The organism is Dyadobacter sp. HNCC25DJ186, assembly GCF_056895235.1.
On record NZ_JBXHAS010000011.1, the window covers coordinates 168,600 to 188,740 of the forward strand.

Sequence of the window (20,141 nt, forward strand, 5' to 3'; positions counted from 1 at the left end):
ATGGCCGTCTTAATTTTAACATAATAACTGCATACCACCGAAATTCAACTGTCCGGATTTATGTAACAATTAGTATCAACAACAAAAAGTGCAGGATAGTTGAATAATCGTTCAAAAATTATTCGCCAAATTTTATTTGGCAATAGCGCGCTTCTTCCGGAGTTTGAATTTACTCTCAATCAGGCTTTTGTTAACGCTTTGAATTTCCACTGTATTTTTGCGCGCAGTTTAAAAAATACCAATTACATGCCAATTTTTGTAGTTTTGGACATCCCAAGCTAGAACAGGGAACCAATCGGCCGGTTTCAGGTTTTTATTTTTATCCGAACTATTTTACGCTACGTATGGACATCGCGAAATTTTCAAAGTAACTTTGCGCCATAATAACATACCATGATTTATTTCTTTTCCAACGACCACAATACCGTTTTTGCTTTACAGATAGAGCGAACTCTCACCGAGCCGGATATTTCTAAATTGAGCTGGCTATTTGGCGGTGCAAAACTTCTGACTGAAACCGTCCTGACTGATTTTTATGTAGGTCCTCGTGCTGCGATGATTACGCCGTGGAGTACCAATGCCGTAGAAATTACCCAGAATATGGATATTCAGGGTATAGTAAGGATCGAAGAGTTTACGCCGGTTTCTGCTGATTTTAACAGCTTTGATCCGATGTTGTCGCAGAAATATGCTGAACTTAATCAGGATATTTATTTGATCAGTCTTCGGCCAGAATCCATTATTGAGATCAGTGATGTTGCCGCGTATAACCAGCAGGAGGGGCTTTCCCTTAGTGAGGAAGAAGTTGATTATTTGAATAAATTATCGGATAAACTGGGACGCAAACTGACAGATTCTGAGGTATTCGGTTTTTCTCAGGTAAATTCCGAACATTGTCGTCACAAAATTTTCAATGGTACGTTCGTCATCGATGGCGAAGAGCAGCCAACTTCTTTATTCAAGCTGATCCGTAAAACTTCTGAGACAAATCCCAACGGAATCGTATCCGCTTATAAAGATAATGTGGCATTCGTAAAAGGTCCCCGGGTGCAACAATTCGCTCCGAAACGCGCGGATGTACCTGAATACTACGAAATAAAAGACTTTGATTCGGTTATTTCACTAAAAGCCGAAACGCATAATTTCCCAACAACGGTTGAACCTTTCAACGGTGCAGCAACCGGTTCGGGCGGAGAGATCAGAGACAGGCTTGCCGGCGGACAGGGCTCGCTTCCCTTGGCTGGAACGGCTGTTTACATGACTTCATTTTCGCGCCTTGAAGAAAATCGTCCGTGGGAGCAAGGCGTTCAGGAAAGAAAATGGTTATACCAGACACCAATGGATATTCTGATCAAAGCGTCGAACGGCGCTTCTGATTTTGGGAATAAATTTGGTCAGCCGCTTATAACTGGTTCATTGCTCACGTTCGAGCACGAAGAAGACGCAAGATTACTTGGTTTTGATAAAGTGATCATGCAGGCTGGCGGTATCGGGTATGGAAAGTCAGATCAGGCGAAAAAAGAAAAACCGGAAGTCGAAGATAAAATCGTCGTTTTAGGTGGCGAAAACTATAGAATCGGAATGGGCGGCGCTGCGGTTTCATCAGCAGATACGGGCGCTTTTGGTTCAGGAATTACATTAAATGCAATTCAGCGTTCAAATCCTGAAATGCAAAAAAGAGTTGCCAATGCCGTTCGCGGTATGGTGGAAAGTGACAACAATACGATTGTCTCCATCCATGATCACGGTGCAGGAGGGCATTTAAATTGTCTTTCTGAACTTGTTGAAGAAACGGGAGGGAAAATCGATCTTGATAAATTACCGGTAGGAGATCCAACGCTTTCAGCCAAGGAAATTATTGGAAATGAATCGCAGGAACGTATGGGTCTGGTGATCAGTAAAGAAAATATTGATACACTGCAAAGAATTGCTGACCGCGAAAGGGCTCCTATGTATACCGTGGGAGAAGTAACTTCTGATCACCGTTTTACGTTTGAATCCGCAACAACGGGAGCAAAACCTATGGATCTTGAAATGGATGATATGTTTGGAAGTTCTCCAAAAGTGGTCATGCATGATAAGACTGTTGAAAGAAAATATGCTCAGGTGGTTTACGAAACGTCCAGGCTTGCCGAGTATCTCGAACAGGTACTTCAACTTGAAGCTGTTGCAAGTAAAGACTGGCTGACCAACAAAGTTGACCGCTGTGTGGGCGGCCGTGTTGCGAAACAGCAGTGCGCAGGTCCTTTACAATTACCGCTGAACAATGTGGGTGTAATGGCGCTTGATTTTCAGGGAAAAGATGGAATCGCAACCTCAATTGGTCATGCACCCCTTTCAGCGCTGATTGATCCTGCGGCAGGAAGCAGAAATGCAATCGCTGAATCTTTGTCAAATATTGTTTGGGCTCCGCTTCAGGATGGTCTGGCGAGCGTTTCGCTTTCGGCAAACTGGATGTGGGCTTGTAAAAATGCAGGTGAAGACGCCCGTTTATACCGCGCTGTTGAAGCTTGTTCTGCCTTTGCGATTGGCCTGGGAATTAATATCCCAACGGGTAAGGATTCACTTTCGATGAAACAGAAGTATAAGGATGCGGAAGTAATCGCACCTGGTACGGTGATCATTTCGGCGGCGGGGCATTGCGATGATATCAGAGCGGTTGTTGAACCCGTTCTTCAAAAGGACGGCGGTTCAATTTATTATATCAATCTTTCGGGCGATACTTACAAACTTGGGGGTTCATCTTTTGCGCAAATTCTTGGCAAGATCGGAACCGAAACACCGGATGTTCTGGATGCTGATGAATTTAAAAATACCTTTAACACAATTCAGCAACTGATCAAGGCGGGTAAAATTCAGGCTGGTCATGATGTAGGCAGTGGTGGTTTGATCACGACCCTTCTGGAAATGTGTTTTGCAGATCGTGATCTTGGAGCCGACATTGATCTTTCTTCTCTCGGAGGTCAGGATATTATCGAAAAACTTTTCGCGGAAAATATAAGCATCGTTTTCCAGGCAGATGAATCTGCTGAGGCAGTGTTAAAAGCAAATGGTGTTGTTTTCCATAAAATTGGTACGGTTAGTTCGTCTTCAAAAGTATTGGTTAAGGATGCGTCTGGTAACTGGGATTTTGATATCGATCAACTTCGTGATGTCTGGTTTAAAACTTCATATCTTCTGGATAAAAAACAGAGCGGTGATGTGAAGGCGACAGAGCGTTTTGAGCATTACAAAAACCATGTTCTTCAATATAATTTCCCTGCTCAGTTTGACGGGAAAAAGCCAGTCATCGACGAATCTAAACCGAGGCCGAAAGCAGCAGTTCTTCGTGAAAAGGGAAGTAACTCAGAAAGAGAACTTGCCAATGCGATGTACCTTGCAGGTTTTGACGTGAAAGATGTTCACATGACGGATTTGATTTCAGGACGTGAAACGCTTGAAGATATACAGTTCATCGGTGCCGTCGGAGGTTTTTCAAATTCAGATGTTTTAGGTTCTGCGAAAGGCTGGGCTGGTGCATTTTTGTATAACGAAAGAGCAAAACTTTCGCTTGAAAACTTTTTCAAACGAGAAGATACTTTGTCAGTTGGGATCTGTAACGGATGCCAGTTGTTCATTGAACTTGGCCTGATCAATCCGGACCACGAGGAAAAGCCGAAGATGCTTCATAACGAAAGTAAAAAACACGAAAGTGGATTTACTTCACTGACCATTCAGGAAAATAAATCGGTGATGCTTTCTACATTGGCGGGAAGTACATTGGGTGTTTGGATATCACATGGAGAAGGTAAGTTCCAGCTGCCTTATGCTGAGGACAAATATGAGATTGTTTCAAAATATGCTTACGAAACATATCCTGCCAATCCAAACGGATCCGACTTCAACACGGCGATGATGTGTGATAAATCGGGAAGACATTTGGTAATGATGCCGCATATTGAGCGCTCACTGTTCCAGTGGCACTGGGCGAATTATCCTGCTGGAAGAAACGACGAAGTTTCTCCATGGATCGAAGCTTTTGTGAACGCCAGAAAATGGATTGAAGCTTCTGAGAAGTAATCGAATCGGATTTTATATAACAAGAAGGCTGTCGAAAGACAGCCTTCTTTGCTTTTAACCAGGTTATATACCGGTTAGATTTTTGAAAAACTTGCGTGCGATTTGTGCATACTCCAACGGATTTGCAACCGCCGGATCCTGTTCAGCTTCCAACACAATCCAGCCCTGATAGTCGCTTTCCTTAATCACTTCAAATAGTGACTGGAAATCAATACAACCTTCGTTGTCCCCTGGAACTGTGAAAACGCCTTGTTTTACGGCGGTCAGGAAACTTAATTTTTCGTCATGCACGCGCTGTAAGATATTCGGACGAATATCCTTTAAGTGAATATGAGCAGTTCGTCCAATGTATTTTTTCAAAGCTTCCACCGGATCTTCTCCGGCAAAATAAAAGTGACCGCAGTCGTAGTTGAGGTAGACATTTTCAGGATCCGTTTCAGCCATCAGGCGGTCTGTTTCAGCGATGGTTTGAATACAGGTCCCCATGTGGTGGTGAAAAGCAAGTTTCATTCCGCGGGCACGGGCAATCTTGCCTAATTCATTTAAGCCAGTCGTAAAACTTTTCCATTCTTCATCGGTAGTCAACATCCCTTTTCCTTCGAAAACAGGCACTGTCATTTGTCCCTGACAGCTGTTCCCAACTTCTCCGCCGCCAATGACTTTCGCTCCCATGGTTTCCAGAAAATCCAGAAGTGATGTGAATTTTTTAATATTTTCTTCCAAAGATTTGGTTGTCAGTTCGTAACTGTTCCACTGATTGCAAATCTGCAAGCCCCGTAGTTCCAGCGCTTTTTTCAACACATCCGTATCACGCGGAAATTTGTTGCCAACTTCACAGCCGGTAAAACCTGCCAGAGCCATCTCGCTGATACATTGCTCAAACGTATTTTCGCCGCCAAGTTCCGGCATATCATCGTTCGTCCAGTTGATAGGAGCAACGCCTAATTTTATATTCTCAAAATTCATTTTAGTCAGATTATGGAAGTTAATTCATTTCAGCAATTCGTGAAAATTCGTGTATTCGTGGCTGGAAAAATCAGATAGTAAGCCTTATTTAGCCCTTACAGAAAAATTCGCTGCGTTTTTTTGTTTTCGATATAGGTATCGTAAGCTTTTTGAACAGATGCCGATTCAGAAACTTCTGCGATTGGAACTTCCCACCAGGCATTGTATCCTTTCACGGTACGGTACAGAGAAGTTTCAATGTAAATCACCGTTGTTCTGGTATTGATTTTCGATTGTTCTAAAGCTTCTTCAAGTGAATTTCTGTCGGTTGCTTTAATCACGATAGCGCCGAGACTTTCAGCATTTTTCGCCAAATCAACCGGCAGAAAATCACCTGATAATAGTCCCGAATTTTCGTCACGATAATTATACATTGTTCCAAAACGCTCACTGCCGATACTCTCAGAAAGGCCGCCGATGCTCGCATATCCATTATTATTCAATAGCAAAATCGTGAATTTTACACCTTCCTGAATTGACGTAACGATCTCGTGATTGTTCATCAGATAACCACCATCACCACAAATTACATAAATCTCACGCGTTGGATCCGCCATTTTTGCGCCCAGACCGGCAGCAATTTCGTAGCCCATGCAGGAGAAACCATATTCCAAATGGAAGTTTTTAGGATCCGTTGCTCGCCATAGTTTATGAAGATCTCCCGGTGCACTTCCTGACGCGTTGATCATCACGTCACGACGATCCATAAAGTTGTTTAACGTACCGATGACAATTGCCTGATCAATAGGTGGAACCGTACTATTGCCATCCCTATAAATCTGGGTAACTTCTTCGTCCCAGGCGTGGTTGTAATCAGCGATTTTTTTACGGTAATCGGCATCAACTTCGAAGTCGCCGAGTAAATCTGAAAGTTCTTCCAAAATTACTTTTGCATCACCGATTACAGGTAAGGCTGCATGTTTAAACGCATCAAATTCGCTGATATTGATGTTAATAAATTTAACGTCCGGGTTTTTAAATATTGATTTTGAGGCCGTTGTGAAATCGCTGTAACGAGTTCCGATACCGATCACCACATCCGCTTCATTGGATATTTCGATAGCATATTTTGTCCCGGTTGCACCAAGTCCGCCGATACTGTATGGCTCATCAAATTTAACAGCACCTTTCCCGGCAAATGTTTCACCTACTGGAATACCTGTTTTTGTGGCAAAATCATGAAGGGTTCCATCTGCGCCACTATAAATTGCACCACCTCCTGCAACAATTACCGGTTTTTTAGAAGCACGGATCCATTCTGCTGCTTTTTGTAAAGTGGACAGATCAGGCCTCGGACGCCCCACATGCCAGACTCTCTTCCTGAACAGCTCTTCCGGAAAATCATACGCATGTGTCTGCACATCCTGAGGCATGGAAAGGGTTACCGCGCCCATTTCAGCCTGTGACGTAAGAACACGCATAACTTCCGGCAATGAATAAATCAGTTGCTCCGGACGGTTAATTCTGTCCCAATATTTGGAAACCGGTTTGAAACAATCATTCACAGAAATATCCTGTGTCGATGCGCTTTCCAATTGTTGCAAAACCGGGTTTGGCTCACGCGTTGAAAAAATATCACCCGGTAATAATAAAACTGGCAAACGATTAATTGTTGCCAAAGCAGCGCCTGTGATCATGTTTGTAGCTCCGGGGCCTATGGAAGTTGTACAAACAAAAGCGCCAAGACGGTTCTTTATTTTTGCGTATGCCACTGCGGTATGCACCATGGATTGTTCGTTCCGGCATTGATAATAACGAAAATCAGGATTTTGTTGTAAGGCCTGTCCTAATCCGGCCACGTTTCCGTGACCAAATATTCCGAAACATCCACCGAAATAGGGTTCTTCAATACCATCCCGTTCGATGTATTGATTTTTTAGAAATGTTATAGTAGCCTGGGCTACGGTTAATCTTCTGGTCATGGTTTTGAAGGAATATTTTTGATGATTTTAACGAAGTGTTGGATTTGGGAATATTGTTTGGTAAAAAATTGATTATTTGGATGGATAAATATTGCGGTGCTCTGCACCTATGAGCCGCGAGGGATAGGTGTGCGATTTCTACAAATATTTAGGTGCTCTGCACCTGGTAGTAAGCGGTGCGGAGCACCCAAATATTTGTAGAAAATAATCTTGTTTTTGATCCACAAGGTGCGGAGCACCGCAATAATTAATTCTTCCTGAACGATAATCTTTATAATCAGTTAATACAAAAACTCATCCGCCTTCCCAACACACCCGAACAATTCAAATTTCTGCAACATAAAACGTTTATACTCTTCCATGAAAATCTTCCCTGGTGTTGTCGGTGCAAACTCGTCAGGATGATCCCGGAAAAATTCACGATTTACCATTGTCCACAATAAACGTGTATCGGTTGCAATGTTGATTTTACAAATCCCCAATGGAATTGCCTTCAAAATTTCATCTTCCTGTACACCTTTTGCGTCTGTTTTAAGATTTCCTCCTGCCGCATTGATCCGTGCCACGACTTCTGAACTCACATTGGAACCGCCGTGTAAGACCAGAGGAAATCCTGGCAAACGTTTCTGGATTTCTTCCAGAATATGAAATTGCAAACCCTGTCCGCCAGAAAACTTATATGCGCCATGACTCGTTCCAACGGCAATGGCCAGACTGTCACAGCCGGTCGCATTGACAAAATCAACGACCTGCTGTGGATTGGTATAGGACGAATTTTCAGCATCTATCGTCAAATCATCTTCCACACCGGCCAGCACACCCAGTTCAGCTTCAACGCTAATTCCATTCGCGTGTGCTCGTTGAACAACAGCCTGAGTTCTGGTTACATTTTTATCAAAATTGTCATGTGACGCGTCGATCATCACGGAACTGTATCCGCCGCTTCCGATGGCATCCCAGATATGGTCTTCAACACCGTGATCAACATGAACTGCAAAAACCGTTTGCGGATATAATCTGGCGGCTGACTGGATCATGGAAAGCAGCATATCCGCTTTGGCATAATCTCTTGCAAAAGGAGTAGTCTGAACAATGAACGGCGCATCTGCTTCCTGTGCTGCGGCAAATAATCCATGTATTTCCTCCATGAAAAATACGTTGACCGCAGGAATTGCGTAGCGGCCGTAGCATTGATCAAAAAGTTGTTTGGTCGTCAAAAGCATAATAATTTATTAATCAATTACACAGATTTACCTGGTTGCATGTCTTACCAGAAAACGGTATACAAAGCACCAAGGATACCAAAAATAAGGATTGAAGTGATCATAAATCCGGTGCTCACTTTGAACATCGAACGGTCAATTTCAAGTCCTTTCGGATTGTTCCTGCTTTTTGGATCCATCAGCGTTACTACAATAATTACAGCCACAAGGATTAAAAATATAATTCCCATACGGTTCAAAAACGGAATTTCTTCATACCAGAATTTGAAAGCAGTTGAAAGTGGTATGGTTAAAAATGCTGCTACCAGTGCTGCATTTCCGGTTGTCCTTTTCCAGAAAAAGCCAAGGAAGAAAATCGCGAAAACACCCGGCGTTATAAAACTTGAATATTCCTGAATGAATTGATAGGCTTGCTCTAAAACTCTGAGCTGTGGAGCAATCAATGCAGCAATACCCATTGCAGTCCAGATGGCATAACGGCCCACGCGGATCAGGTGTTTTTCCGATGCGTCCGGTTTGATGTATTCTCTGTAAATATCCAATGTAAAAATCGTTGAAATGCTGTTCGCTTTTCCAGCCAGAGAAGCTACAATTGCAGCCGTTAAAGCCGCGAAGGCCATACCTTTCAGACCTGACGGAAGCAGATCAAGCAAAACCGGGTATGCATGATCGGGTTTTAAAACGCCGTTCGCATCTAGCATTTCTGTCTGGAACATACCATTTTGGAAAAGCACATAGGCTGCGATCCCAGGAAGAACGACGATGATCGGAATGATTAATTTGAGGCCTGCCGCAAACAAAATTCCCTTTCTCGCCACGGGAAGACTCGCGCCCAGAGTTCGTTGGATGATGTATTGATTACAGCCCCAATAGTTAAGATTGTTGATCCACATCGCACCGATGATAACAGATAATCCGGGAAGATCCTTAAAGTAAGGATTATCCTTTTTCAGGATCATGTGAAAATGTGGCTCTGCCTGGGTTCTTAATGTTCCGAAGGCGCTGAAAACGTTTGGGTTTCCGAAATGTTTGGCCACAAGGTCCATGGCCAGATAAGTCGTTACCAGACCACCTGCAATTAATACAACTACTTGAATTACATCGGTATAGCCAATTACTTTCATGCCGCCTACCGTGATAATGATTGCAAATACGGCCAGCGCTCCAATCGCCCAGGTAAAGTCGATTCCTGCTGTAACTTCAAGTGCCAGTGCTCCTAAATAAAGAATGGAAGTCAGATTGACGAACACATATAGAAGCAGCCAGAAAATTGCCATCGTCGTCGCCACCAGCGGATTATAACGCTGCCGTAAAAACTGCGGCATGGTGTAAATCTTATTTTTGAGATAGATTGGAACGAAGAAAATGGCAACAACAATCAGGGTAGCAGCAGACATCCACTCGTAGGACGCGATCGCCAACCCAATTGCGAATCCGGATCCCGACATGCCTATGAAATGCTCAGCCGAAATATTGGAAGCGATTAAGGAAGCACCAATTGCCCAGAATGTCAATGATCCTTCTGCCAGAAAGTAATCAGTGGAACTTGTTTCCTTGCTTGATTTCTTTTTATAAATCCAAAAACCGTAGGAGGAGACGGCGATAAAGTAAATGAAAAATACGACGTAATCAAGCAAATGCAGACCTTGTTTCATGGGGTTATTTTAGGGTATAATATTCTCACACCAATGTATGACTCATAACTTCTTCCAATTTCACCGGCCTTCCTTCCTGCAAGGATTTCATCGCTGCGATACCAATCGCCGTCGCCATTAATCCATCGTGCGCATCAACCGGGGAAGGCGTGTCATTGAGCACACAATTAACGAATGATTTCAGACAAACACGATAGGCCGTTTCATATCTTTCAAGGAAAAAATGCAAGGGAAGAGAGCTGTGACCGCCGCTACTGTCGAAATGTACCAGATTATCAGCGGTATTGTTCTCAGCTTTGGCCATGCCTTTGGATCCGAAAATTTCCAGTCGTTGATCATAACCATACACCGCTTTTCTGCTGTTGTCGATGACACCCAGGGCTCCGTTTTCGAAAGTAAGCACAATCACTGCCGTATCAATATCACCAAATTCTTTGATTTCAGGATTTATCAGCGCATCACCTTTTACAAAAACTTCGGTTACTTCGGAGTCGACAATGTAACGTGCCATATCAAAATCATGAATGGACATATCCAGGAATATTCCACCGGATGTTTTTAAATATTCAATAGGCGGTGGTCCCGGGTCACGGCTGGTGATACGAAGAATTTGCGGATCTCCGATTTTATCATCCGCCACGATGTGGCGCACGTTGGTAAAATTGGGATCAAAACGCCGGTTGAAACCCAGCATTAATTTAACTCCATTTTCGCCCACTGCTTTTTGTGCCGCGTAAATCGCGTCCAAAGTCACGTCCAGCGGTTTTTCACAGAACACATGTTTTTTCTGATTCGCAGCTGCAACGGTGTAAGGAACGTGAAATGGGGTAGGAGAGCAGATGATAACGGCTTCCACATCCGGATGATTGATGACATCATAAGCATCCGTCGTCACTTCTTCAACACCCAGATTTTTAGCAAAAGCATGCGACTCCGGTGAAAGATCCGATGCGATAATTACTTCCGCACCAGGAATGTGGTGCAGTAGATTGCTGAGGTGTATCTGCCCGATACGTCCCAATCCAATCACTCCGACTTTTAATTTCTTAGACATATTTTTTAGGTTTTAGCGGTTAGCCATTAGCCGAAAGCTTTTTGCCAAACCGAGCTCAGTTAGTTTTTTAGTTGAATCGTTATGGTGTCAATCTCATTTTTTCAGGACAAGCCGACTGCCGATCGCCGACAGCCGAATCAGAATTTCCTGTTCCACTCTTTCAGCCACCGCTCTATCACGACTTTGGTCTGAGTGAAAAATTCTACCGCGTGGTTTCCTTGTCCGTGCAAATCACCATAAAAACTGTCTTTCCAGCCAGAGAATGGGAATTGCGCAACCGGAGCGGCAACACCGATGTTGATACCAATATTCCCGGCTTCCGCTTCGTGACGGAATTTTCTGGCGTTTAATCCGCTGCTTGTGAAAATACAAGCCATATTTCCGTAGCGACCGGAATTGATAAAGCGGATTGCTTCTTCAATGGTATTGATATGGACAAGGCTTAGTACCGGACCGAAAATTTCAGTCGCAGCCAATTCACCGTCCAGAGGAATGTCTTCAATGATGGTTGGGGCAATAAAGTTACCATTTTCAAACCCTGGTACTTTTGCATGGCGACCATCAATCAACAACCTTCCGCCCTCGCTTAGTCCTTTGTCGATCAAGTGATGGACGCGGTTTTTACTTTCGGCGGTAATCACCGGACCCATTTGAACGTCACTTTCCAGTCCGAAACCAGTCTTACGATTTTTCGCTGACTCCACCAGGCTTTCTGTAATATCCTTATGTTCACCAACCGTGATGATCGTCGAAGCGGCAAGGCAACGCTGACCGGCACATCCGTAAACGCTGTCGATCACGATCTGCGTGGTCATGTCAATATCTGCATCCGGCAACACGATGACAGGATTTTTCGCCCCGCCTTGTGCCTGAACACGTTTTCCATGCGCGGCACCTTTGGAATAAACGTATTTGGCAACCTGAGAAGAACCAACAAAACTGATTCCTTTTATTACAGGATGTTCCAGAATCGCATCAACAACTTCCCGTCCACCTTGAACCAGATTTAACACACCTTTTGGCAGATCCAGTTTTTCCATCAGCGCAACAATCTTTGTCATCGTCAACGGCACTTTTTCCGAAGGCTTGATGATATAGCTGTTTCCACAAGCCAGGGCATAAGGCAAAAACCAGAATGTGATCATGCCCGGAAAGTTGAACGGTGCGATACATGCGCAAGGTCCAAGCGGCTGCCGGATCATGTATTCATCAATGCCTTTGGCAATGTCTTCAGAAAATTCACCCTGCATCAAAGCCGGCATTCCGCAGGCATTTTCAACATTTTCAATCGCCCGGACCATTTCCGCCTTTGCTTCCAGAAAAGTTTTTCCGGATTCAAGCGTAATTGTTTTAGCGATATCGTCGAGGTTATCTTCCAGTAGTGTTTTCAATTTGAAAAGATATTGCACACGTTTCGAAACCGGCGTACTTCTCCATTCTTGAAATCCTTCATGGGCAGCCTGCGCCGCATCTGCCACATCCTGCGCGCTCCCGATCGGAACCTGCATCAATATTTCCTGCGAAGCAGGGTTCACAACGTTGGTAAATTCACTGGAATGACTATCCACCCAGCGACCATTAATATAATTCTGTAATTTCTCCATGATGATATTTTAATTAAAATCTAGTTATGTCTAAAAGGTAACGCAGAGGTTCACAGAGCGGCCGCCGCGCGGTTAAAAAGAGGGACACGGAGTTTTTTCTTTTAACTCTGTGCTTAACAAAATAAAACCTCTATGGCTCTCCTTTTACCTCTGTGGTTCTCTGTGTAACCTAAAAACCACCTCGGCTTTCTACGAACGCATTCACCTCCTCGTAAGTTGGCATGAAGTTCGCGCAGCCTTCTCTTGTTACGATGATCGCGCCGCAGGCATTTCCCATTCTTACACTTTTATATAAATCCCATCCATTCAGAATTCCGAAAGAAAAACCCGCGCAGAATGCGTCTCCGGCACCTAATACGTTTAAAACTTCCACCGGAAATCCCGGAACTTTTACTTCTTCTTTTCCGGGTTGGAAAATAGAAGCACCATCTTTTCCGCGTTTAACGACCAGGGTTTCTACTCCGGATTTCAGGATTTCCTCGATGGCAGTATTAATGTTGCCACGGATTTCGGGCGCTGAAATCTGCTGGTGTTTAATCAATAGCTGTTCTTTGTCGGTTAAATAAGTCGCCAGAATTTCTTCTTCTGTTCCAACTACCATGGTAAAACTGCTCAGAGCGGCGCGAAGTGTTACACCAAAAGCACGGGGATCGTCCCACTGATCGGCGCGGAAATCGATATCCAGGAGTGTTTTCAGTTTATGTTTCCTGGCAACTTCCAATGCATAAAACATCGACGTGCGGCTCGGATCTTTGCTGAACGCTGTTCCGGAAAATGCAACGGCTTTGAATTCTTTGAATGGAATCGCATTTACGTGGTCAATTGTCAGGTTGATATCTGCGCAGTTTTCCCGGTAATAAACCAGAGGGAATTTATCCGGTGGTTCAATGCCTAAAATTACTGCTGAACTTCTTGTTCCTTCAATCGTTGGTATGTATTCAGTAGTTATTCCCTCTTCATCCAAAAAATGTTTGATGAAATTTCCTACCTGGTCATTTCCGATTCCTGTCAGGATTGCGGTGTTCAAGCCAAGTCGTCGTGCGCCCGTTGCGATATTTAGCGGACAGCCGCCTACAAAGGCGTTGAATGCACTGATTTTTTCGAACGGACTTCCAATATTCGCAGAATACAGGTCAATGGAAGAGCGCCCGATGGTTAAAAGATCGTGTTTAGGCATGGAAAAAAATGTTAGCCAGGTTACTTGATATCAGAATTAATTCGTTTTTCAGACGAGATCTATTTTGCGTTGTTCATTTCCAGGGTGACGATGGGAAGCCTTGGATCCTGACCTTTCCAGGAATTATAAATCCAGTCGTGATCCGGATCCGAAGTGTTAGCCAACGATTGATCGCTCCCAGCCAGAAAGTTCAGATAATAAACATTATAGCCATGCGCCGCCGCTACCGGATGATATCCTTTTGGTACCAAAACAGCTTCATTGTGATGTACGCGTACAATTTCATCCAGCGAACGGTCGTCTGTATAAACTTGCTGAATGGCATATCCCTGGGGTTTATCAATTTTATAGAAATATATTTCTTCCAGATTCGCTTCGATCAGCGTTCCGTCCGCATCCACTTTGCGTTCATCATGCTTGTGAGCAGGGAAAGATGACCAGTTTCCAGACGGCGTATATACTTCCACGCAAACAATTTTATGACAGTCAAAACCAGGTTGTAATAAGCTGTTGATCTGGCGGTTGGCATTGTCGCCGCCACGGTATTCAATGGCGGCTTCTTCCGGGCGTTTCATGTAAGGCGGATGATCTTCGTCGGTTGCAACCCAGCAAATCGCAATATCCGTTTTGTCGGTTTGGGCCGTTAATGTGAACTCGGTATTTCTTGATAGATACATGGCATGACCGATTCCGCTGAAAACATCTTTTCGTCCGTTTCCTGTTTCCCATGTTCCCTCCGCCGTTTCAACTTTAAAATTACCACCCAATAACGCGATGCAATATTCGTAATCTCCCGTGTTCAGTGTATATTGTTCGTTCAGGTCAAGAACTTTGGCTTCGAAGTTTAAATAAGTCCAGCCGGCTTGTTCGCTTGTTAGCGAATGATACGTTTTTTGATCCGTTTTTGGTTTTACCAATAGGTCGCTCATTGTTGCTTTTCTGTTACATTTGCACAATGATAGCTTGGTATAAATTAAATACAAAGTGTAAATATGTTAATAATGTATGCAAACGTTTGAAAAAATTTTAAATATTTAATTGTAATTATCCTACTCATGAATTCCTCTCGTCCGGTTACTATCAAAGACATTGCCCGCCGCTTCCGTTGTTCTCCATCGACAGTATCCAGGGCGCTCAATGATCATCCGGCCATCAATGAAGACACCCGGAAAAATATCCAGGAATACGCAAAAGAGGTAGGATATCAGCGTAACGAAGTGTCTTTGAGTTTGTTGAATAAGAAAACAGCGACATTGGGCGTAGTGGTACCAACGATCGGAAATTATTATGAAACCGCTGTAATAGAGGGACTTCACACCATTTTGCAGCCACTGGGTTATACCCTTAATATATGTGTGACAAACGAAAATTATCTGCTGGAAAAAGAATATTTATCAAAACTGCTGTCCAACCGTACCGAAGGAATTTTCCTGTCCGTTTCCCAGGAAACCTATGACGCAGGGTATTATGAACACCTGGAAAGTGTGATCCAGAGAAAAACTCCGCTGATTTTTATTGACCGGGAATATGAAGATTTTGAAACAAGCCGGGCAACGGTTGATGATTACCATGGTGCATTTGCCGCTGTTGAACATCTGCTTACCATCGGATATAAAAACATCGCCCATCTGAAAGGACCCAACGGACTGACGGTTTCTGAACAGCGATTCAAAGGGTATCGGGATTGTTTAAAAAAATACGATATTCCGATACGTGAAGAATTGATCATCAATACCAACTTCAAGGTTGAAAGTGCGATTGTGCCCACAAAAAGATTGCTGGATCTGGATTCTCCGCCGGATGCTATTTTTGGTGTCAATGACCAGGTGGCGATAGGAGCGATGCGGGTCATCCTCGACCGAGGTCTGAAAATCCCGGGTGATGTTGGTATCGTTGGTTTTGACAATTCTCCAATCTCCGCTTACACCTATCCATCACTCACCACCATTCATCGCCCCGGCAGAAAGATCGGTATGGAAGCTTCCCGTTTGTTTCTGAATCAGTTGAATGGATCAGGGGATTTTGTGCATGAGAATATTGTGTTGCCGACGGAGTTGATTATTAGGGAGTCTTCGCTGAGGATTTCGTGAGAGGATCAAGGAATATTTTACCTTTAACGCAAGGATCAGAATTAATTAATTTCATTATCTTGAAATTTAGAATTAAAATTTCAATTGATTAAAACTATCTAGCATACTATGGATGCATTATCGACAATCATAACTGCAATTGATTTGCAAAATATAGAAATGCCGGTTAAGTACTTAGCAGATTTATTTGCGAAAGGATTAATTGGTGCAGTTGGAAAAGAAGTTTGGGATAAGATTAAAATGAGACCCAAGAAAGAGGTTGAAAAGAAAGTAATTGAAGCTTTTGAGGTGGATCCTGAAAATATTAGGAATCAAGGCAAACTAGAATTACTCTTTGAAAACTGGCTTCAAGATGATGTCACTTTTAAAGATGAATTACTGGCATTAATGAAAAGTTCAGTTGGTCCGAAGGATGATATTTCAATTGAAAATTCAAAGAATTTGATTATAAAATCAACTATAAATAACACAAATGGTACATTACATGTTGGTGATAGATGATGAAAAATGTAATTACGAACTCAGATATAGATAATTCCAATGGGAATCTTTCCATTGGTGATAAAACAATAAATCTTTTTAATTTGACCTCGTATAGAGAGTTAAGTAAGACTATCGAGTCGAAGATACTTGAACAAAAGACATTAAATGAAAAACTTGCATCCCTAGATGAAAAGAGAATTAAAAATGGAGAGAATGAATATCTTGATGAATTAATTCATGAAAAAGGTTTAAGTCTTATTTCTATTGAAGATGAATTGAATTCCTTATTTGAGGAAAAGGATCAAATAGTAAAATCACTTATCTCTTTTCTCAATATTGCACTTAACAGCGATATCAATTATAATGATTCTAGCCGAATAAGAGACCTGATAGCAAATGGGGATCTTGATCTACTTAGTGACCGAATTAATGAAGAAGGACTTATTTCAAGAAGAGAACTAATAAGAGAAAGTTCTAAAATGTATGATATAGAGTTAAGCAGAATATCAAATTCCTTCCTTCTTAAGGCGAGAGCCACGCTTTTCGACAGTAATGATTTTGCTAGAAATGAACGTGCTTATGGATTATTTAAAGAATCTGTAGATACAAAAGAATCAGTTCAAAATTTACTGGAATTCTCAGATTTTTTGGAAGATTTTAGGGTTGAAGAAACGATTTCAATAAATTTAAAAATAGTTGCCCAATACTCACAGGTATTGACGGCTTCGGAGATTGCTAATTTAATGTCTAAAATCGGTTTTGGTTATACACATGAAAGAGAATTCCAAAATGCAATAATTTACTATCAAAAGGCAATCGATTATTACGCGCAAGAAAATGATAGAAATCCAATAAAAAATTTAAGTGTACTTTCAAAAATTGCTAAACTCAATTTAAGTATTTCTCATTGTCATTTCCCTGATAAAAAGAATTTTGATGTTGAAGAAGCATCATTAAATAAAGCGAAGATAATCTTGCTAGACTTGATTAAATCGGATGATAAGTATCTTGATGAATATTCTGACTACTTACATGCGTATATACAATTTCGTCTTGTTCGAGGTGAGTTTAATAGCGACGTTATAAGATCAATAGAGGAGTATAGAAGTATACAAAACTATTTGGCTGAAAAGGAAGGTAATCCTCGGGCAAATAGAATTGCCTATGTTCTAATACTGTTGGCTACTTTCCAAATTAACGTTGGAGACAATTTTAATGCCTATAAAAACTTAAAGCAAGCAGAATATTATATTTTGAGTATTAGTAATTTATATACAAAGGATAATGTCAATTATTTAGGAATTCTTTACAGTAAGTTGTCGCACTTATATGAAGAATCTGATTTGGAAAAAGCTGAGCATTGTATGAGAAATGCTATCTTATTTCTTAAAATGAGAATAAATGTTAATCCAAGGGAAGCAAAAGATCTAATTGCAAATTATCTCATAGAGCTTTCAAGTATTCATGAGAAGATGAAAATGACTGAGTTATATTTACAAGACAAGCAAGAAGCACTGAGTCTATTCAAAGATCTTTATTTAAAAAATCCGAACAGAAATGTCGAGATGATTATAGCGACCATAAGTAAGTTGAATATTACCACATTAACAGAAGAGAGGCAACAAGAAGAATTTGTCTACGTTAAAAGTTTAATCGGCTTTTTAGAATACCTTATTGAAAATAACCCTACAAACACTTCTCTTAAAATTATACTTTGTAAATGTAAAAATACATTTGCAGTAATTAATCGAATAATATTAAAAGATGATAATAAAGCGCGAGAAATCTTAGTCGAAATTCTGGAAGTACTTGATACAATCGATGATGTTAGTATCAAGCAAAGTACATTGAATTTTACCATTGGTGAATTGGTTACACTAGGAGTAAATGACGTCTTTATTAATGGGAAGAAGGCAAGAATTGGACCGTTAAACCGAGCGTCATAATTTAGTGGAATGCTTTAAAAAGATAAACTTTGAACCCACAACTAACCCAAACCTACAAAATCGGCCACGACACCTTCATCCACAGCTTCTCCCCAACTCAAAATTTCGGTGTAGCTTTTGAGGATGATATGACGACCGGCGTTTTTTATGCAATCAATAAATCAGAACAGCCGGAAGTTTTGGATGGGCTGCATATTTATAATGTTGCAGAAATCACAGAAAAAACATTGCCTACGGAGCTGCAAATCAGTTGGAGCGACGATGGCTGGATTGCCTTTCTGATCATCAATAAACACTACCACGCCATTTTTGATTTCGGTCTGAAAGCCGGATATTGCAGAAATGGTATTCCTGAAAACACCGGAGACTGGGCTTTGGTCAATGAAAGGCAATTGACGGAAGAGGTCATGGCCAAATATTTGGTGCCGGACGAAAAACGCTCGTGAAAATTGCCTGCATTTGCCAGTTTCTTCTTTTAGTCCTGGATTTTACTTTTGAATATGGTGAATCACTATCTCGATATTTCAGACATTAAAAGTCTGATCGATAAATTTGTGTCAAAAACGCTTCCGGAAGAAGAATGGACACATTTTGCCCATCTGACAGTCGGGCTTTGGTTTGTAACGAATTTTGGTTTGGAGGAAACGTCAGTATTGATGCCGACTTACATTGCAGATTATAATAAATCGTTAGGAAATGAAAATACAGATTTCAGCGGTTACCACGAAACGATTACGCAATTCTGGATCTGGCTTTTAGATTGTTACTGGAAAAAGGTTCAAAATGAAAAATCATTGCTGAATGCAGCCAACGATTTGACAAATAGCCCTTACGGAGTTCCATCCAATTTCCTGAAATTTTACAGTCGCGAGCTGATATTTTCGGTTGAAGCAAGGAGGGAATTTGTGAGGCCTGATTTACGGGATTTGGATTTTCTGTTGATTGGATGAGGCATTATTTGGACGCAGGTTTTTTTTAGCACACGTATTAAAAATCTTTCAGGTCTGAGGAGACACTCCATGCAAATACGTTTTCCTTTGAAATTTGAATCAAGTATTTTATGGAAACCAAAGAAGAATTTAAAGCTAATTTACAGACACTTTTGAAAGATACTGATCACCCAGGGCCATATTGTTGACCTTACAGACTGGGTCACAATTAAGGAATACTGCCGCCGGTTTAATATTAAAAATACAGAAACGGTTACAAATTGGATTAGCAGAGGGATGGTGCCTGCGGAAAATATCAGAGTTGTCGAAGAATTCAACAATACCCGCCTAATCAAAGCTATTCCATACATGGTTAAGGAAGACAAAACAGCATGAGTTAAAACGCCATTTTAACCCCAAAAGATAAATTGCTAATATCCGAAAGTTTAAGATATTCTCTGTTCTGGACATAACTGATCATGAGCAGATCATAACTTCCAACTTCGTAGTAAAATTCAAATTGTTTCACCTGATTTTTAATCATCAGATTACGTCCAACCTTTCCTCCAAAAAAAGCTCCCGGACGGAAAGAAGTTGCCCACCAATAATAACCTGTCGGATAATAGGAGGGCCATTTGGTGTCAAATTGAGGCCCGAAGGTATAACTCAGATATGCACCGATTGAAAATGGGCGTATATAATAACCGTTTTTCAGGGGAATTTTCCATGGCGAATAAGTCGTTTTGGCTGAAATGGTGACCAAAGCATCTCCTCCAAATTTCTTAGGCAGGAAACCGAATAACAGATCTGTTTCGAGTGATTTATTATTTGAAACATAACCCGGGCCACCCGATAAAAAACCTATATTCCCGGCAAAATGCAACTTCAAATGATCGGGTATATACCACTTTCTGGATATCAGCCCAGGCTGGTCATCTTGTGCTATGGCAGCGAAATTCGCTGACAGAAAAAGTATTAATAATATTCTTTTCAT

The 20,141-nt window shown here is 41.7% G+C and carries 15 protein-coding genes; 6 read left to right on the forward strand and 9 right to left on the reverse strand.

Annotated features, from left to right (window positions below; translation table 11 throughout):
- Window positions 1-393: 393 nt before the first annotated feature.
- Window positions 394-4,059: a phosphoribosylformylglycinamidine synthase gene (gene purL, locus AC1XUO_RS24995; protein ID WP_483332568.1), complete on the forward strand. Its 3,666-nt coding sequence runs from the start codon at window positions 394-396 to the stop codon at window positions 4,057-4,059.
- A 63-nt stretch (window positions 4,060-4,122) separates the two neighbouring features.
- Here the strand turns inward: purL and iolE are convergent, their stop codons facing one another.
- The 8 genes from iolE to iolB form a co-directional block, all read right to left on the reverse strand.
- Complete coding sequence (iolE, locus tag AC1XUO_RS25000) at window positions 4,123-5,025, reverse strand: myo-inosose-2 dehydratase (protein WP_483332569.1); 903 nt, start codon at window positions 5,023-5,025, stop codon at window positions 4,123-4,125.
- Window positions 5,026-5,120: 95 nt separating this feature from the next.
- On the reverse strand, window positions 5,121-6,986 hold the full coding sequence (gene iolD / locus AC1XUO_RS25005; RefSeq protein ID WP_483332570.1) for a 3D-(3,5/4)-trihydroxycyclohexane-1,2-dione acylhydrolase (decyclizing): 1,866 nt from the start codon (window positions 6,984-6,986) through the stop codon (window positions 5,121-5,123).
- Between the two features lie 281 nt (window positions 6,987-7,267).
- Window positions 7,268-8,209 (reverse strand): class II fructose-bisphosphate aldolase, encoded by a 942-nt coding sequence (locus tag AC1XUO_RS25010; RefSeq protein ID WP_483332571.1) that lies wholly within the window; start codon window positions 8,207-8,209, stop codon window positions 7,268-7,270.
- 44 nt (window positions 8,210-8,253) lie between these two features.
- Entirely contained in the window at window positions 8,254-9,864 is a 1,611-nt protein-coding gene (locus tag AC1XUO_RS25015) for a sodium/sugar symporter (RefSeq protein ID WP_483332572.1), read from the reverse strand.
- Between the two features lie 25 nt (window positions 9,865-9,889).
- Entirely contained in the window at window positions 9,890-10,918 is a 1,029-nt protein-coding gene (iolG, locus tag AC1XUO_RS25020) for an inositol 2-dehydrogenase (RefSeq protein ID WP_483332573.1), read from the reverse strand.
- Between the two features lie 137 nt (window positions 10,919-11,055).
- Window positions 11,056-12,522: a CoA-acylating methylmalonate-semialdehyde dehydrogenase gene (locus tag AC1XUO_RS25025; RefSeq protein ID WP_483332574.1), complete on the reverse strand. Its 1,467-nt coding sequence runs from the start codon at window positions 12,520-12,522 to the stop codon at window positions 11,056-11,058.
- A gap of 169 nt (window positions 12,523-12,691) precedes the next feature.
- Complete coding sequence (iolC, locus tag AC1XUO_RS25030) at window positions 12,692-13,699, reverse strand: 5-dehydro-2-deoxygluconokinase (protein WP_483332575.1); 1,008 nt, start codon at window positions 13,697-13,699, stop codon at window positions 12,692-12,694.
- A 59-nt stretch (window positions 13,700-13,758) separates the two neighbouring features.
- Window positions 13,759-14,628: a 5-deoxy-glucuronate isomerase gene (iolB, locus tag AC1XUO_RS25035; protein WP_483332576.1), complete on the reverse strand. Its 870-nt coding sequence runs from the start codon at window positions 14,626-14,628 to the stop codon at window positions 13,759-13,761.
- Window positions 14,629-14,754: 126 nt separating this feature from the next.
- On the opposite strand from iolB, the gene AC1XUO_RS25040 reads away from it, so the two are divergent.
- From AC1XUO_RS25040 to AC1XUO_RS25060, 5 genes are all read left to right on the forward strand, one after another.
- Window positions 14,755-15,789: a LacI family DNA-binding transcriptional regulator gene (locus AC1XUO_RS25040; protein ID WP_483332577.1), complete on the forward strand. Its 1,035-nt coding sequence runs from the start codon at window positions 14,755-14,757 to the stop codon at window positions 15,787-15,789.
- Window positions 15,790-15,897: 108 nt separating this feature from the next.
- Complete coding sequence (locus AC1XUO_RS25045; RefSeq protein ID WP_483332578.1) at window positions 15,898-16,290, forward strand: hypothetical protein; 393 nt, start codon at window positions 15,898-15,900, stop codon at window positions 16,288-16,290.
- A complete protein-coding gene (locus tag AC1XUO_RS25050; RefSeq protein WP_483332579.1) occupies window positions 16,287-18,218 on the forward strand; it encodes a hypothetical protein in 1,932 nt (643 codons plus the stop codon). The genes AC1XUO_RS25045 and AC1XUO_RS25050 overlap by 4 nt, the downstream gene beginning before the upstream one ends.
- Window positions 18,219-18,247: 29 nt before the next feature.
- Window positions 18,248-18,664 (forward strand): DUF2251 domain-containing protein, encoded by a 417-nt coding sequence (locus tag AC1XUO_RS25055; protein WP_483332580.1) that lies wholly within the window; start codon window positions 18,248-18,250, stop codon window positions 18,662-18,664.
- Window positions 18,665-18,718: 54 nt separating this feature from the next.
- Window positions 18,719-19,168 (forward strand): hypothetical protein, encoded by a 450-nt coding sequence (locus tag AC1XUO_RS25060; protein WP_483332581.1) that lies wholly within the window; start codon window positions 18,719-18,721, stop codon window positions 19,166-19,168.
- Between the two features lie 376 nt (window positions 19,169-19,544).
- On the opposite strand, the gene AC1XUO_RS25065 is transcribed toward AC1XUO_RS25060, so the two are convergent.
- On the reverse strand, window positions 19,545-20,141 hold the full coding sequence (locus tag AC1XUO_RS25065) for a hypothetical protein (protein WP_483332582.1): 597 nt from the start codon (window positions 20,139-20,141) through the stop codon (window positions 19,545-19,547).

Excerpts from the sequence above, each read along its gene's own strand:
- purL (WP_483332568.1), top strand. The coding sequence starts at position 394 with ATGATTTATTTCTTTTCCAACGACCACAATACCGTTTTTGCTTTACAG.
- iolB (WP_483332576.1), bottom strand. The coding sequence starts at position 14,628 with ATGAGCGACCTATTGGTAAAACCAAAAACGGATCAAAAAACGTATCAT.
- iolC (WP_483332575.1), bottom strand. The coding sequence starts at position 13,699 with ATGCCTAAACACGATCTTTTAACCATCGGGCGCTCTTCCATTGACCTG.
- AC1XUO_RS25060 (WP_483332581.1), top strand. The coding sequence starts at position 18,719 with ATGGTGAATCACTATCTCGATATTTCAGACATTAAAAGTCTGATCGAT.
- iolE (WP_483332569.1), bottom strand. The coding sequence starts at position 5,025 with ATGAATTTTGAGAATATAAAATTAGGCGTTGCTCCTATCAACTGGACG.
- AC1XUO_RS25065 (WP_483332582.1), bottom strand. The coding sequence starts at position 20,141 with ATGAAAAGAATATTATTAATACTTTTTCTGTCAGCGAATTTCGCTGCC.
- AC1XUO_RS25025 (WP_483332574.1), bottom strand. The coding sequence starts at position 12,522 with ATGGAGAAATTACAGAATTATATTAATGGTCGCTGGGTGGATAGTCAT.
- AC1XUO_RS25040 (WP_483332577.1), top strand. The coding sequence starts at position 14,755 with ATGAATTCCTCTCGTCCGGTTACTATCAAAGACATTGCCCGCCGCTTC.
- AC1XUO_RS25010 (WP_483332571.1), bottom strand. The coding sequence starts at position 8,209 with ATGCTTTTGACGACCAAACAACTTTTTGATCAATGCTACGGCCGCTAC.
- iolD (WP_483332570.1), bottom strand. The coding sequence starts at position 6,986 with ATGACCAGAAGATTAACCGTAGCCCAGGCTACTATAACATTTCTAAAA.
- AC1XUO_RS25045 (WP_483332578.1), top strand. The coding sequence starts at position 15,898 with ATGGATGCATTATCGACAATCATAACTGCAATTGATTTGCAAAATATA.
- iolG (WP_483332573.1), bottom strand. The coding sequence starts at position 10,918 with ATGTCTAAGAAATTAAAAGTCGGAGTGATTGGATTGGGACGTATCGGG.
- AC1XUO_RS25015 (WP_483332572.1), bottom strand. The coding sequence starts at position 9,864 with ATGAAACAAGGTCTGCATTTGCTTGATTACGTCGTATTTTTCATTTAC.
- AC1XUO_RS25050 (WP_483332579.1), top strand. The coding sequence starts at position 16,287 with ATGATGAAAAATGTAATTACGAACTCAGATATAGATAATTCCAATGGG.